This is a genomic window from Streptomyces barkulensis (genome assembly GCF_002843305.1).
In the GTDB taxonomy this organism is placed as follows: Bacteria; Actinomycetota; Actinomycetes; order Streptomycetales; family Streptomycetaceae; genus Streptomyces; species Streptomyces barkulensis.
On sequence record NZ_PGSG01000109.1, the window covers coordinates 14,582 to 29,596 of the forward strand.

General features: G+C 72.4%; 13 protein-coding genes. 3 read left to right on the plus strand and 10 right to left on the minus strand.

Features of this window, described 5'->3' with window-relative positions; all coding sequences use genetic code 11:
* Positions 1-121 precede the first annotated feature (121 nt).
* Positions 122-835 carry a phosphatase PAP2 family protein gene (locus CUT83_RS24650; protein ID WP_101258038.1) on the plus strand — a complete coding sequence of 238 codons (714 nt, stop codon included), beginning with the start codon at positions 122-124 and terminating at the stop codon, positions 833-835.
* Positions 836-924: 89 nt separating this feature from the next.
* Positions 925-1,887 (plus strand): iron-sulfur binding domain-containing protein, encoded by a 963-nt coding sequence (locus CUT83_RS24655; protein WP_101258039.1) that lies wholly within the window; start codon positions 925-927, stop codon positions 1,885-1,887.
* A gap of 63 nt (positions 1,888-1,950) precedes the next feature.
* Here CUT83_RS24655 and CUT83_RS24660 read toward each other — a convergent pair whose 3' ends face one another.
* Positions 1,951-2,400, minus strand: a complete 450-nt coding sequence (locus tag CUT83_RS24660) for a VOC family protein (protein ID WP_101258073.1) — start codon at positions 2,398-2,400, stop codon at positions 1,951-1,953.
* A 260-nt stretch (positions 2,401-2,660) separates the two neighbouring features.
* On the opposite strand from CUT83_RS24660, the gene CUT83_RS24665 reads away from it, so the two are divergent.
* Positions 2,661-5,231 carry an NACHT domain-containing protein gene (locus CUT83_RS24665; protein ID WP_101258040.1) on the plus strand — a complete coding sequence of 857 codons (2,571 nt, stop codon included), beginning with the start codon at positions 2,661-2,663 and terminating at the stop codon, positions 5,229-5,231.
* 134 nt (positions 5,232-5,365) lie between these two features.
* Here CUT83_RS24665 and CUT83_RS24670 read toward each other — a convergent pair whose 3' ends face one another.
* From CUT83_RS24670 to CUT83_RS24715, 9 genes are all read right to left on the minus strand, one after another.
* Positions 5,366-7,891 carry an ATP-dependent Clp protease ATP-binding subunit gene (locus CUT83_RS24670; RefSeq protein WP_101258041.1) on the minus strand — a complete coding sequence of 842 codons (2,526 nt, stop codon included), beginning with the start codon at positions 7,889-7,891 and terminating at the stop codon, positions 5,366-5,368.
* A gap of 682 nt (positions 7,892-8,573) precedes the next feature.
* Entirely contained in the window at positions 8,574-8,906 is a 333-nt protein-coding gene (locus CUT83_RS24680; RefSeq protein WP_093852112.1) for a histone-like nucleoid-structuring protein Lsr2, read from the minus strand.
* 171 nt (positions 8,907-9,077) lie between these two features.
* On the minus strand, positions 9,078-9,623 hold the full coding sequence (locus CUT83_RS24685) for an amino-acid N-acetyltransferase (RefSeq protein WP_101258042.1): 546 nt from the start codon (positions 9,621-9,623) through the stop codon (positions 9,078-9,080).
* Positions 9,624-9,633: 10 nt separating this feature from the next.
* Positions 9,634-10,044 carry a BlaI/MecI/CopY family transcriptional regulator gene (locus CUT83_RS24690; RefSeq protein ID WP_101258043.1) on the minus strand — a complete coding sequence of 137 codons (411 nt, stop codon included), beginning with the start codon at positions 10,042-10,044 and terminating at the stop codon, positions 9,634-9,636.
* 145 nt (positions 10,045-10,189) lie between these two features.
* Positions 10,190-10,378 carry a hypothetical protein gene (locus tag CUT83_RS24695; protein ID WP_093852115.1) on the minus strand — a complete coding sequence of 63 codons (189 nt, stop codon included), beginning with the start codon at positions 10,376-10,378 and terminating at the stop codon, positions 10,190-10,192.
* Between the two features lie 100 nt (positions 10,379-10,478).
* The gene (locus tag CUT83_RS24700; RefSeq protein ID WP_101258044.1) at positions 10,479-11,069 is read right to left on the minus strand and encodes a hypothetical protein; all 591 of its coding nucleotides are present in this window, start codon (positions 11,067-11,069) and stop codon (positions 10,479-10,481) included.
* Positions 11,070-11,164: 95 nt separating this feature from the next.
* The gene (locus CUT83_RS24705) at positions 11,165-11,962 is read right to left on the minus strand and encodes a type III pantothenate kinase (RefSeq protein ID WP_093852116.1); all 798 of its coding nucleotides are present in this window, start codon (positions 11,960-11,962) and stop codon (positions 11,165-11,167) included.
* Positions 11,962-13,026, minus strand: coding sequence for a carboxylating nicotinate-nucleotide diphosphorylase (nadC, locus tag CUT83_RS24710; protein ID WP_101258045.1), 1,065 nt, complete (start codon positions 13,024-13,026; stop codon positions 11,962-11,964). The genes CUT83_RS24705 and nadC overlap by 1 nt, the downstream gene beginning before the upstream one ends.
* A 268-nt stretch (positions 13,027-13,294) precedes the next feature.
* A complete protein-coding gene (locus CUT83_RS24715) occupies positions 13,295-15,010 on the minus strand; it encodes an L-aspartate oxidase (RefSeq protein WP_101258074.1) in 1,716 nt (571 codons plus the stop codon).
* Positions 15,011-15,015 lie beyond the last annotated feature (5 nt).

Consider the following 15,015-nt stretch of genomic DNA (forward strand, 5'->3'; position numbering starts at 1 on the left):
ACCCGCCGCACTGAAGACCAACTTTTATGATGAACGGCCCGGCAGACTCCGACGATCACCAGGGGTGACACCCCACTGTCGCGGGGCGTGATCGTACGCTTCCTTTCCGTACCGTTCACGCATGAGCAGTGATCCCCGAAGCGATCTCCCCGGCGCTCCCCCGGACGACTCCCGGCACGCTTCCCCGGACGGTCTCCACAGCGACCTCTACCGGGACGTCACCGGCTTCGCGCACGACACCCCGGACTGGCTGCACTCGCTCGCCGAGTACGGCACCGGGGGTGGTCTGCTGCTCCTCGCCGCGCTGCTGGCGACGGCGTGCTGGCGGGTCCGGCGCGCCGAGCCGGGGATCCTGGCCCGGGCCCTGCTGGGCGGAGCCGCGGTGGCGGCGGCGTACGGCGTCAGCGAGGCCGTCAAGCTGGTCGTACGGGAGGAACGGCCGTGCCGTGCCGTGGCGGGCGCGCCGGCCCCGATCGCGCCCTGCCCGGAGCCGGGCGACTGGTCCTTCCCCAGCAACCACGCCACCATCGCCGCCGCCGCGGCGGTGGCCGTCGTACTGGTCTGGCGGGCGATGGCCTGGCTGGTGCTGCCGCTGGCGGTGCTGACGGCCTTCTCCCGGGTGTTCCTGGGGGTGCACTACCCGCACGACGTGGTGGCGGGCGCGCTGCTGGGCGCGGCCGCGGTACTGCTGGTGACCTGGTCGGCGGCCGGGCCGGCGACCGCGCTGACGGACCGGGTGCGGACCAGGCTCGGCTACACCGGCCCCGCCTCTTGGGCGACGATCGCCGCCGGCCCCCGCCCCCACCGGAAACCGGACGACACTCCCCCCGGATGAAAGGGGCACATCGGGACGGGTGGTGCCTGCCGTCCATCGGCGCGGGCCGCTTCGCCGTCGCGCCCCTCCGTGTCAGGATCGGAGACGCCATGACTGCGACCACATCCGAGCACAGCGCCACCGGTCCGACCACGACCGGCCTCCTTCCCCCCGAGTCCCCTTCCCCCTCCGACCTCCACGGACCGGTCATCGACTGGTTCGGCGAACACGCCCGCGACCTGCCCTGGCGCCGCCCCGAGGCGGGCGCCTGGGGTGTGATGGTCAGCGAGTTCATGCTCCAGCAGACGCCCGTCAGCCGGGTGCTGCCCGTGTACGAGCAGTGGCTCGCCCGCTGGCCGCGCCCCGCCGACCTGGCCGCAGAGCCGCCCGGCGAGGCGGTGCGCGCCTGGGGCCGGCTGGGCTACCCCCGCCGGGCCCTGCGGCTGCACGGCGCCGCCGCCGCCATAACGGAACGGCACGGCGGCGACGTGCCCAAGGAACACGCACAACTCCTGGCCCTGCCGGGGGTGGGCGAGTACACGGCCGCGGCCGTGGCCTCCTTCGCCTACGGGCAGCGGCACCCGGTGCTGGACACCAACGTCCGGCGGGTCTTCGCCCGCGCCTTCGGCGGCCGCGAGTTCCCCCCGACCGCCACCACCGCCGCCGAGCGCAGACTCGCCCGGGCCGTCCTGCCCGAGGAGGACGCGACGGCGGCGCGCTGGGCGGCGGCCACGATGGAGCTGGGCGCCCTGGTGTGCACGGCCCGCAAGCCGGACTGCGAGAACTGCCCGGTCATGGACCTGTGCGCCTGGCGCCGTGCCGGCTCGCCCGCGCACGACGGTCCGCCGCGCCGCGGCCAGAGCTACGCGGGCACCGACCGCCAGGTACGCGGCAGACTGCTGGCCGTGCTGCGCGAGGCCGTGGGGCCGGTGCCGCAGACCGCGCTGGACGCGGTGTGGGACGAGCCGGTGCAGCGGGCGCGCGCGCTGGACGGGCTGGTCGCCGACGGGCTGGTCGAGCCGCTGGAGAACGGCGTCTACCGGCTGCCCCAGGGCCGGGGTCCGGCCATGTGAGGCGGGGTGCGGCGGTCACGGCCGCCGCACCCGCCCGCCGCGGTGCGGCGGGCGGGTGCGGAATCAGTCGCAGACCTCCGACCACTCCCGGCTCAAAACCAGCCCGCCCGTCCGCTGCTCGGCCAGCGAGTACCGGTTGCCCGACTCGTCCCGGAAGACCGCCTCGGTGCCGTGCGGCCCCTCGCGCGGCTCCTGCAGGAACTCCACGCCCCGCTCCACCAGCCACTCGTACGCGGAGCGGCAGTCGTCCGTGCGCAGTACACCCGCCCCCAGGACCCCTTTGCGGACCAGCCCGGCCAGCGCCCGGGCCGACTCGGGGTCGATGCCGGGTCCGTATGCCGGCACCAGCGTCAGCCCGACGTCCGGCTGGCCCCTGGCTCCGACGGTGATCCGGCGCGTTCCGCTCTCGGTGACGTCACCTCGCACCTCGAAGCCGAGCTTCTCGGTGAAGAACCTCAGATCCCGCTCCTGGTCGGTGGACCAGACGGTGGCTGCGGCCAGACCCTTGATCATGGTGCCTCCCATGGTCGCGGACGTGCGGTCCACCGTGGGCAGCGCGCCCACCGGCCCGTCCCTCCCAGGATCGCGCCGTGTGCGGCGGTCCGTCCACAGTACGGTGCGGCACCGCGGTGCGATCTACCAAACCCCTTACGCCTCAGGCGAGTTGGCATAGCCTTGGGAGCGGGCGCCCGCCGGGCCGCACACCGCCGCAGGCCATCGCCGGACCACCGTCAGACCACCACCAGTCCACAGGGCCGTCGGGGGAGGGCCGAATGGAAGAAGCCGTCGCGAGAATCCCCTCGAACAGGGCCGCGCCCCTGGTCCGCGAGCTGTTCGCCGACCTCCCGCCGGCCTGCGACGGCCCTCGGCTGGTGGCGGGGCTGGTGTCGTTCCGGGGCCTGCGGCCCGAGCGGACGTACGACGACGTGGCGCGGATCGCCCGGGAGCTGGTGCGGATCGCCCGGCCGGGCGGCGGCGGCAGGGCGCCGGAGGACCCGGCCGACCGGCCCGTGGCCCTGGTCCTGGGGCGGACCCTGGCCGCGCTCGGCGAGCTGGACCTCGACGATGTGGAGGCCGTCCGCATGGGACCGCAGGACTGCGCGCGGCGACTGCGCCGGGCCGTCCCCGGCGCCGACCGGGAGCTGACCGGCGAGCAGGCATGGTTCCACGACCAGCTGCTGGACAACGTCTGCCTGCACGTCCTGCACTTCCTGATCCGGCACTCGCCGTACGTCGCCGGGCACCTGGCCGAGCAGAGCCACCGCATACGGCAGCTCGTCGACCTCAACGACGCCGACGCCGTGCGCCGCCCCCTGCCCTCCCCCGAGGACCTCGCCTTCGAGGAGGAGTACGCCGCCTTTCTCGTCCGGCGGCACAACCGCCTGACCATCCACGGCATCGACCTGCCCAACGCTCCCGGAAGCTGGCCGCTGGACGCCACCTATCTGAGCCTGGGCGCCGAGTTCGCCACCCCCGTCGAGGGGTCGTCCGGGCAGCCGGCGCTGCCCGCCGACCGCGCCCTGGCCGGACAGGAGCGGGTGCTGCTGCGCGGGGTGGCGGGATCGGGGAAGACCACGCTGGTGCAGTGGCTGGCCGTGGCGGTCACCCGCAACGACCTGCCCGGGGAGCTGGCCGCGCTGCGCGGCCGGGTGCCCTTCGTGCTGCCCGTGCGGCACTTCGCACGCGAGGGCTTCCCGGCGCCCGAGGAGTTCCTGTCCGTGGGGCGCTGCCGGACGGCGCTGCCGGGCGGCGAGCCTCCCGGCTGGGCCGTCCGGGTGCTGGTCGAGGGGCGGGCGCTGCTGCTGGTGGACGGGATCGACGAGGCGCCCGAGGCCCGCCGGGAGGAGCTGCGGGCGGGGCTGCGCAGACTGCTGCACATCCACCCCGGCACGGTCTGCCTGGTCACCACCCGGCCGTCGGCCGTCGAGCCCGACTGGCTGGCCCGGGAGGGGTTCAGCGAGCTGATGCTGGCGCCGATGAGCCGCGACCAGGTGGCGGAGTTCATCCGCCACTGGCACCGGGCCGCCCGGCGCGACGGCGGCGGGGACCAGGAGCGGCTCGCCGGCTACGAGCAGCGGCTGCTGCACTCGGTGCGGGTCTACCGGGAGCTGCGCCGGCTGGCCACCAACCCCTTGATGTGCGGTCTGATCTGCGCGCTGAACAGGGACCGCGCCGGGACGCTGCCGCAGGGCCGCAAGGAGCTGTACGACGCGGCCATGGACATGCTGCTCCAGCGGCGCGACCCGGAGCGCGACGTGCTGCACGCCGACGACGTCGAGCTCCAGCGTGCGCCGCGCGAGCGGCTGCTGCAGAAACTCGCGCACCGGATGCTGACCGAGGACCGCACGGATCTGGACCGGGAGACCGCCGTCGCGGTGCTCGACTCCCATCTACCCGCCATCCCGGCCGCCCGCGGCCAGGGGGACGCGGAGAAGATCTTCGGCCATCTGCTGCACCGCACCGGGCTGCTGCGCGAGTCGGACGACGGCCGGGTGGAGTTCGTGCACCGGACCTTCCAGGACTATCTGAGCGCCAAGGAGATCGTGGCGCGGGGACGGTTCGAGGATCTGGTGGACCACGCCCACGAGGCGGGGTGGGAGGAGATCGTCCGGATGGCCGCCGCCCACGCCCGGCCCGACGAGTGCGCGCGCTTCATCGAACGGCTGCTGGCTCCCTGCGGGCATCTGAAGACCTCCGAGACCAAGCACCGCAGGCTGATGGCGGCCGCCTGTCTGGAACACGTCACCGAGCTGGATCCGGAGACGCGGAAGCTGGTGCGCGACCGCACCGAGAAGATCGTCAGTCCCACCGATCCGCTGGGCGCCCGCAACCTGGGGTGGATCGGGCCCGTCGTGCTGGAGTTGCTGCCCGATCCGGCGGCCGTCCCGGACGACAAGGCGTATCTGCTCGCCGTCACCGCGACACGGGTGCGGGACGAGGCGGCCGTCGACTATCTGGTACGGCTGCGGGACCGGTCGTCGCTGAGGGTGAGGGCGGAGCTCGCACGGGCCTGGCGCAACTTCGACACCGCCCGCTACGCCCGCGAGATCGTCTCCCGGCTGGACCCGGAGGGGCTGTACTTCCCCGTCTCCGACCTCTCCGAGCTGAGGGCGCTGCGCGACATGGGCGGCCGGGACCGCATCCAGATCGCGGGCGGCTTCACTCCGGAGGAACTGCTGCACGACACGGTGCGCGACCGGCTGACGCATCTGTGGCTCGCCTACGACCTCGGGGTCGACATGGGGTGGCTGAGCGCCTTTCCCCGGCTGCACACCATCCGGGTGAACCCGCGGCTGCCCCGGGTCGGCGGGGTCCCGGAGGGCATCCGGATCATCGCGCGCTGAGCCGCCCCCGGCGCGCGGTGATCCGGACGCCCTCACGCGCACGGGCGCGGCCCGGGACCGTGTGTACGGTCCCGGGCCGCGCCCGTGTGACTGCCGTGTGGCGTGTGGCGTGTGTCTCGGTGACGCCCCGCGCCTCACGCCTCCTTGGAGAGGTTCGGGCCGCCGCCCGCCGCGGACTCCACCGGAGGGGCGTCCGGCAGGGCCGACTTCTCCTCGCCGCGGAAGGTGAACTTCTTCGCCTCACCCTCGCCCTCGGTGTCGACGACCACGATGTGACCGGGGCGCAGCTCGCCGAAGAGGATCTTCTCCGACAGCACGTCCTCGATCTCCCGCTGGATCGTCCGGCGCAGCGGCCGGGCGCCCAGGACGGGGTCGTAGCCCTTCTTGGCGAGCAGCTTCTTGGCGTCACCGCTGAGCTCGATGCCCATGTCGCGGTCCTTGAGCCGCTCGTCCACCTTGGCGACCATCAGGTCGACGATCCGGATGATGTCTTCCTCGGTGAGCTGGTGGAAGACGACGGTGTCGTCGACACGGTTGAGGAACTCCGGCCGGAAGTGCTGCTTGAGCTCCTCGTTGACCTTGGCCTTCATCCGCTCGTAGCCGGTCTTGGCGTCGCCCTGGGCTGCGAAGCCCAGGTTGAAGCCCTTGGAGATGTCCCGGGTGCCGAGGTTGGTCGTCATGATGATGACGGTGTTCTTGAAGTCCACGACCCGGCCCTGGGAGTCGGTCAGGCGACCGTCCTCCAGGATCTGCAGCAGCGAGTTGAAGATGTCCGGGTGGGCCTTCTCGACCTCGTCGAACAGGACGACCGAGAACGGCTTGCGGCGGACCTTCTCCGTGAGCTGGCCGCCCTCCTCGTACCCCACGTAGCCGGGGGGCGAGCCGAAGAGCCGCGAGACGGTGTGCTTCTCGCTGAACTCCGACATGTCGAGGGAGATCAGGGCGTCCTCGTCACCGAAGAGGAACTCCGCCAGCGTCTTGGACAGCTCGGTCTTACCGACGCCGGACGGGCCGGCGAAGATGAACGAGCCACCGGGGCGCTTGGGGTCCTTCAGGCCCGCCCTGGTGCGGCGGATGGCCTGGGAGAGCGCCTTGATGGCGTCCTCCTGCCCGATGACGCGCTTGTGCAGCTCGTCCTCCATGCGCAGCAGGCGCGAGGACTCCTCCTCGGTGAGCTTGAAGACCGGGATGCCCGTGGCCGTGGCCAGGACCTCGGCGATCAGCTCCTCGTCCACCTCGGCGACGACGTCCATGTCGCCGGCCTTCCACTCCTTCTCCCGCTTGGCCTTGGCCGCCAGGAGCTGCTTCTCGGTGTCGCGGAGGGAAGCCGCCTTCTCGAAGTCCTGCGAGTCGATCGCGGACTCCTTCTCCCGGCGCACGTTCGCGATCTTCTCGTCGAACTCGCGCAGGTCCGGCGGTGCGGTCATCCGGCGGATGCGCATCCTGGAGCCGGCCTCGTCGATCAGGTCGATCGCCTTGTCCGGCAGGAAGCGGTCCGAGATGTAGCGGTCGGCGAGCTGCGCGGCGGCCACCAGGGCGGCATCCGTGATGGACACCCGGTGGTGCGCCTCATAGCGGTCGCGCAGACCCTTGAGGATCTCGATGGTGTGCGGCAGCGACGGCTCGGCGACCTGGATGGGCTGGAAGCGGCGCTCCAGGGCCGCGTCCTTCTCCAGGTGCTTGCGGTACTCGTCCAGCGTCGTCGCGCCGATGGTCTGGAGCTCCCCGCGGGCCAGCATCGGCTTGAGGATGCTGGCGGCGTCGATCGCGCCCTCGGCGGCGCCCGCACCCACCAGGGTGTGGAGCTCGTCGATGAACAGGATGATGTCGCCGCGGGTGCGGATCTCCTTGAGGACCTTCTTCAGGCGCTCCTCGAAGTCACCGCGGTAGCGGGACCCGGCGACCAGGGCGCCCAGGTCCAGCGTGTACAGGTGCTTGTCCTTGAGCGTCTCGGGCACCTCGCCCTTGACGATGGCCTGGGCCAGTCCCTCGACGACCGCCGTCTTGCCGACGCCGGGCTCGCCGATGAGGACCGGGTTGTTCTTGGTGCGGCGGGACAGCACCTGCATGACCCGCTCGATCTCCTTCTCGCGCCCGATGACCGGGTCGAGCTTGGACTCGCGGGCCGCCTGGGTGAGGTTGCGGCCGAACTGGTCCAGCACCAGGGAGGTCGAGGGAGTGCCCTCGGCGGGGCCGCCCGCGGTGGCCGCCTCCTTGCCCCCGGAGTAGCCGGAGAGCAGCTGGATGACCTGCTGCCGCACCCGGTTGAGGTCGGCGCCGAGCTTGACGAGGACCTGGGCGGCGACGCCCTCGCCCTCGCGGATCAGGCCGAGCAGGATGTGCTCGGTGCCGATGTAGTTGTGGCCGAGCTGAAGGGCCTCGCGGAGCGACAGCTCCAGGACCTTCTTGGCACGGGGGGTGAAGGGGATGTGGCCGGAGGGGGCCTGCTGGCCCTGGCCGATGATCTCCTCCACCTGCTGGCGGACCGCCTCGAGCGAAATCCCGAGGCTCTCCAGTGCCTTAGCGGCGACACCCTCACCCTCGTGGATCAGGCCCAGGAGGATGTGCTCGGTGCCGATGTAGTTGTGGTTGAGCATCCGGGCTTCTTCCTGAGCCAGGACGACAACCCGCCGCGCGCGGTCGGTGAACCTCTCGAACATCGTTAATCGCTCCTCAGAGCGGTCAGGCAGTAAGGGGTCGGTCCCCTCCCTGTCCTTCCGCAGCTTAGTCCCGCAAGCGGGGACCGCTCATTCCAACTGCCGACACCCGTCCGGATCGCTCCCGCGCTGGCGGGGGAGGAGAGCCCGTTACCTCTCGCCCTCGTCCCGAACAGCCGACAACAGTTCCAACCCGATGGTGCGAGACGATGTTCCCGCAGGCCAGACATATCCGCCCGCTTCCGCTACGCCGACGGCGAACGCCTCTGGGCCGCCACGTCCGTCCACCGCTCCATCGCCGGTGCCGCACCCCCGTTCCACGTGGGATTTCTTCACCGACTTCTTACCCCGGGACACTGACAGTCCATGCCGGGCAAGGGGGGTACATCCGCTACTGGCGAACACTCTTGCGTGGCGTACCGCACCTTCCCCACCCGCCCGCCGGGTACCTGGAGTGGTGGGCCGTGACCCCGGGTAAGGGGTGCGCCGTACGCGGCGCATGTGACGTACACGACGGGCACGGGCGCCCCACGAAGGCGCCCGGCGACCACCCGGCCGCCCGGCCGCCCGCGTCCCCGGGAGGCCGCGGCACGGCTGCGGCCTCCCGGACGGGGCACGAGGCGTCCCTCGCCGGTCCGGTGAGCGCGGCGGCGACGGGCACCGCCGCACGCGGCTCGCCCGCGACTCAGGCGTTCGCCTTCTCGTAGGCCTCGCGGATGTTGGCGGGGACACGGCCGCGGTCGTTGACCTCGTAGCCGTTCTCCTTCGCCCAGGCGCGGATCTTCGCGGTGTCCTGGCTTCCGCCGCCGGCGGACGGGCGGGACTTGCCGCGAGCCGAACGGCCACCGGTGCGACGACCGTTCTTGACGTAAGGCTCCAGCAGACCCCGGAGCTTGTCCGCGTTGGCGGTGGTGAGGTCGATCTCGTAGGTCTTGCCGTCGAGAGCGAACGTCACGGTCTCGTCGGCCTCACCGCCGTCGATGTCGTCGACAAGAAGGACCTGAACCTTCTGCGCCACCGGTTACTCCCATTCGTCGTGTGTGGTCAGTCACCGAAAACCGATTACTGATACTGACGGTGAAAGCAAACCGCTTTTCCGGGGAAAACACAAACCCTCCGGGAACATTGCCGAGCCGATCCGGCCGGATTGGAGGGACCTTTCGGACATAGGGCGCACGAAGCGGGCGCCTCATAGGTGCAGCAGCATCCGCGTGTTGCCCAAGGTGTTGGGTTTCACTCGTTCGAGACCCAGGAACTCGGCTACACCTTCGTCATAGGAACGCAGCAGCTCGCTGTAGACATCCCCGTCCACCGGCGTCTCGCCGATCTCGGTGAAGCCGTGCCGGGCGAAGAAGTCCACTTCGAAGGTGAGGCAGAAAATTCGCCGGACTCCCAGCCAGCGCGCGGTCTGCAGCAACTTCTCCAGCACCAGGTGCCCCACTCCCGTGCCCCTGAGCGCGGGGTCGACGGCGAGCGTACGGACCTCCGCCAGGTCCTCCCACATCACGTGGAGGGCACCGCAGGCGACGACCTCGCCGTCGTGGTCGCGTTCGGCGACCCAGAACTCCTGGATGTCCTCGTAAAGCGTCACCGTCGCTTTGTCGAGGAGGATGCGGTCGCGCGCGTAGGCGTCGATGAGACGGCGCACGGTGCGCACATCACTGGTTCTCGCCCTGCGGACGGTGACCTCGCTTACAGGGCTCACGGGGCTTACGCGACTTACGGCTTCTGGCATGTCGGGGACGCTATCGCTCCGGAGAACCCTGGCCCTCGGCGGGGGCGCCGGGGTGCGTGTCGTCGAGATGCGCGACGCGCAAGGCGTCCCGCAGTGCTTCCGTCTGTTCCGGCGACATCATCCCGAAGAAGGCCACCAGTGCCGCCGCGGGGTTGTCGCTCGCCGCCCAGGCTTCGTTCATGAGTGCCGCGGAGTAGGCGGCCCGGGTGGAGACGGCTTCATATCGATAGGCCCGGCCCTCGCGCTCTCGCCGCAGCCATCCCTTCTCCCGCAGGTTGTCCATTACGGTCATGACCGTGGTGTAGGCGATCGGCCGTTCACGCCGGAGGTCGTCGAGCACTTCTCTCACCGTGACCGGGCGGTTCCACTGCCATACCCGCGTCATGACCGCGTCTTCCAGCTCTCCCAGTGGCCGAGGCACACCAAGAACGATAGCCGCATATGAACGGCATTGAGCACTTTGTTTTGGCCGGGCGGTAAACAAAGAGGAGCGCGCTCCGGGAAGACGAACCTCCCGGTGCGCGCTCCCGCGCCGCCGCGGCGTCCGCGCCCGGCGGTACGCGCCGCTAGCTCCTGGACGCGCCGTCCGCCGACGACGCGGCGCGCGCGGACTCGGCCTGCGCCAGAGCCCGGTCCACCGCGGCGTCCTCCTTGGACTTGTTGGCACCGCCCTGGCTCTTGACGATCGTCACGATGAGAGCGGTGAAGGCCACGGCCATCACCACGGACGGGGTGAGTGCGGCGATGTACTCCATGCCGGATCAGCCTCCTTGGATACCGGACCTCCAGCGTACCGGCGGCTCCGCCGGCTCCTCGCGAGGGCCCGGGAGCGAGGGTCCGGGAGCGAGTTGTGCGTCAGGCCGGGAGGGCCTGAGGGCGCACCCCGGACGGGCCACGGGGCGGGAAGACCTCGGCCGGGGTGGGGACCGGACGCGGTACGGCCGCCGGGCGGCCGCGGCCCGGGGGTTCGGGTGTCCGGGACGTCCGGGAGGGCTCCGCGGGCGCCGCCGGCCGTTCGCAGCGCCGCAGCAGCACGGCGCGGCGCCGGGTCTCCGCCTCGCCGGTCCCGTGGGCGCACAGTTCGCGCAACGCCCTCAGGTCCTCCGCGCCCGGCGCACAGCCCAGCGCGAGGGCCTCCTCCAGCCGCGCGAGGTACCCCGGGGCCGAGCCCGGCAGCGCGGCGCGGTAGCGGTCGAGGTCCGCCCGCAGGAAGGCCCTCAGCCGGTCCGCCTCACGGCTCGCCTCGTCCAGCGCGTCGGCCAGCCACAGACACGCGCGCACCGCCTCGGCGCACTCCCCCGCCGTCCCTTCCGGGCCCCGCCCGCCGGCGTACGCGGACGGCCGGGCGCGGGCGGGACGGAGGACGAGAGCGAGTGCGCTGCGCAGAACGCGCAGCTCGTCCGGACCGAGGACCATGGCGCCTCGGGAACCATAGGGCGTGGGCATACGGCGACATTACGACAGGAGTCCGCAAAACGGACATATCACCGTCCTGCTGTGTCCCGGCCCGCCCCCGGCCCCGTGCTCAGCCGCTCAGCCGCTCAGCCCCGCGCCATGTTCCGCTCGTAGACCAGGCGCAGCCCGATCAGCGTCAGCCACGGCTCGTGCTCGTCGATCCCCGTGGACTCGCCCAGCACCATCGGGGCCAGACCGCCGGTGGCGATGACGGTCACGTCCTCCGGGTCGTCGGCCAGTTCGCGGGCCATCCGCTCCACGACGCCGTCCACCTGTCCGGCGAAGCCGTAGAGGATGCCGGACTGCATCGCCTCGACGGTGTTCTTGCCGATGACGCTGCGCGGCCTGGCCAGCTCGATCTTGCGCAGCTGCGCACCGCGCACGCCGAGTGCCTCGACCGAGATCTCGATGCCCGGGGCGATGGCGCCGCCGGTGTACTCGCCCCGGGCGGAGACCGCGTCGAAGGTGGTGGCGGTGCCGAAGTCCACGACGACGCACGGTCCGCCGTACAGCTCCACAGCGGCCACCGCGTTGATGATCCGGTCCGCGCCGACCTCCTTGGGGTTGTCCGTGACGACCGGCATACCGGTCTTGACACCCGGCTCGACGAGGACGGAGGGGATGTCGCCGTAGTGGCGGCGCGTCACCTCGCGCAGCTCGTGCAGGACGGAGGGGACGGTGGAGCAGATGGCGATGCCGTCGATGCCGTCGCCCAGGTCCTCGCCGAGCAGCGGGTGCATGCCCATCAGCCCCTGAAGGAGCACCGCCCACTCGTCGGCGGTGCGGCGGGCCTCGGTGGAGATCCGCCAGTGCTCGACGATCTCGTCGCCGTCGAACAGGCCGAGGACGGTGTGGGTGTTGCCGACGTCGATCGTGAGCAGCATCAGTCGCTCTCCTGTCCGCCCGCGCCGCCGCGGGCCTCGTCACGCAGGTCAAGGCCGATGTCGAGGATCGGGGAGGAGTGGGTGAGCGCCCCGACCGCCAGATAGTCCACGCCGGTGTCCGCGTACGCGCGGGCGTTCGCCAGGGTGAGACGGCCGGAGGACTCCAGCTTCGCCCGGCCGGCGACCAGCGCGACCGCCTCGGCCGTCTGCCCGGGGGTGAAATTGTCCAGCAGGATCAGATCGGCGCCCTCGGCGAGGACGGGCTCGATCTGGTCCAGCCGGTCCACCTCCACCTCGATCGGCACACCGGGGAACTCCTCGCGCACCCGCTTGAACGCCTCGGCCACCCCGCCCGCGGCGATCACGTGGTTGTCCTTGATCAGCGCGGCGTCCGACAGCGACATCCGGTGATTGACCCCGCCGCCGCAGCGCACCGCGTACTTCTCCAGGGCACGCAGCCCGGGAGTGGTCTTGCGGGTGTCGCGGACCGCCGCGCCGGTGCCCCGGAGCACGTCGGCCCAGGCACGGGTGGCGGTGGCGACACCGGACAGCCGGCACAGGATGTTGAGCGCGCTGCGCTCACCGGTGAGCAGATCGCGGGTGCGGGCGCGCACCGACAGCAGCCGCTGTCCCGCCTCGACCCGGTCGCCGTCCTCGACGTGCCGCTCGACCTCGAACTCCTCGGTGCAGACCACCGACAGCACCGCCTCGGCGATCCGCAGACCGGCGACGGTGCCCGCCTCCCGGGCGGTGAAGTCGGCGGTGGCGACGGCGTCCTCGGGGATGGTCGCGACGGTGGTGACGTCCACGCCCTGGTCGAGGTCCTCCTCGATCGCCGTGTGCGCGATGTCCTCGACCTGCACCGGGTCCAGGCCGGCGTCCACGAGCAGCGCGGCCAGGTCCGGGTCCAGACCGCACTCCAGCGGGTCCAGGTCGGGTCCGTCGTCCGCGCCGCCGCAGCCGCAGGCGTCGCCGCAGCCCCCGCCGGTGCCGTTCACCGCCTCGCCGGGGCGGCCGAAACCGATCTGGAGCAGCGGAAGTTCGTCGGGCGTGGGGCTGGTCACTGCATCTCCTCGTGAGCTTCTCCGCCCACGCGGCACAGCGGCGCAGGCATCTTCTTCAACTGCGGCCCGGCGGCCGCGCGTGCGACGCCCGCCACCCCCTCGTGAGCTTCTCCGCCCACACGGCACGAAAGCGCGGCTCTGCCCGCCGTCTGCGGCCCGGCGGCCGCGCGTGCGACGCCCGCCACCCCCTCGTGAGCTTCTCCGCCCACACGGCACGAAAGCGCGGCTCTGCCCGCCGTCTGCGGCCCGGCGGCCGCGCGTGCGACGCTCACTGGACCCCCCTGTCCGTGACCGGGGGAAACGTCGTCGAGTCGGTCGTGCGGACGACGAGCTCGGAGCCCTCCGCCGTGGGGCGCAGGGCGACGATCAGGTGTCGGCGCCAGGTCGCGTCGTCCCGTCCGGGACGGTCCTCGCGCCAGTGGCAGCCGCGGGTCTCGGTACGGCGCAGGGCGGCGGCGACCAGGACGCCGGCGACGAGGTGGAGGTTGGCCGCCTCCCAGGCCTCGACTCCGGGCTCGGCCGGCTTGCCGGCCCTGCCGCCGGCGCTGTCCCCGGCCTCGTCGGGGGCCAGCGCCGCCAGTTCCCGCGCGGCCCGCGTCAGGCTCTCCGCGGAGCGCAGCACCCCGGCCCCGGCGGTCATGGTGCGCTGGATCGCGTACCGCGCCTCGGCCGGCGGCAGCGAAACGGTCCGCGTGCCCGCCGGATCGCCGGGTTCTGCGGGCACCGGGACGCGCGCGGGGGTACGGGCGATGTCGGCGGCGATCCGCTCGGCGAAGACCAGGCCCTCCAGCAGGGAGTTGGAGGCCAGCCGGTTGGCGCCGTGCACGCCCGTGCAGGCGACCTCGCCGCAGGCGTACAGGCCGGGCACGGTGGTGCGGCCCGTCAGGTCGGTGCGCACCCCGCCGGAGGCGTAGTGCGCGGCGGGCGCGACCGGGACCGGCTCGGTGACCGGGTCGATGCCATGGGCGCGGCAGGCGGCGAGGATGGTGGGGAACCGCTCGCTCCACATCCGTGCGCCGAAGTGCCGGGCGTCCAGGTACATGCGGTCGGCGCCCTGCTCGCGCATCCGCCGCATGATGCCCTTGGCGACGATGTCGCGCGGGGCCAGCTCGGCCAGCTCGTGCTGCCCGGCCATGAAGCGCTCGCCGCCGGCGTCGACGAGGTACGCACCCTCGCCGCGCACGGCCTCCGACACCAGCGGCTGCTGGCCCTCGCTGCCCGGGCCCAGGTAGAGCACGGTCGGGTGGAACTGGACGAACTCCAGGTCGGAGACCTCCGCGCCGGCCCGCAGCGCCAGCGCGACGCCGTCGCCGGTGGAGACCGGGGGGTTGGTGGTCGCGGAGAACACCTGGCCCATTCCGCCGGTGGCCAGCACCACCGCCGGGGCGTGGACTGCGCCCACTCCGTCGTGCCGCCCCTCGCCCATCACATGGAGGGAGACGCCCGCGGCGTGCCCTCCGGCGTCCTTGAGCAGGTCCAGGACGAGGGCGTTCTCCACCGTCTCTATCCCGGCCTCGCGTACGGCCGCCACCAGGGCGCGGGATATCTCCGCGCCGGTCGCGTCGCCGCCCGCGTGGGCGATGCGGCGGCGGTGGTGGCCGCCCTCGCGGGTCAGGGCGATCTCGCCGGTCTCGGCGGAGGTGTCGAACCGCGCCCCGGCGCCGATCAGCCGCCGTACCGCGTCCGGCCCCTCGGTGACCAGGGTGCGCACCGCCTCCTCGTCGCACAGGCCCGCGCCGGCGACCAGGGTGTCGTCCAGGTGCTGGCCGGGGGTGTCGCCCTCGCCCAGCGCGGCGGCGATCCCGCCCTGCGCCCAGCGGGTGGAGCCGGCGTCCAGCCGGGCCTTGGTGACGATCACCGTCTTCCGGCCGGAGGCCGCGCAGCGCAGGGCGGCGGTCAGACCGGCCACTCCGGAGCCGACCACCACCACGTCCGCCGCGATGGCCCAGCCGGAGCGCGGCGCGTCCAGCCGCAGGCCTGTCATCCCGT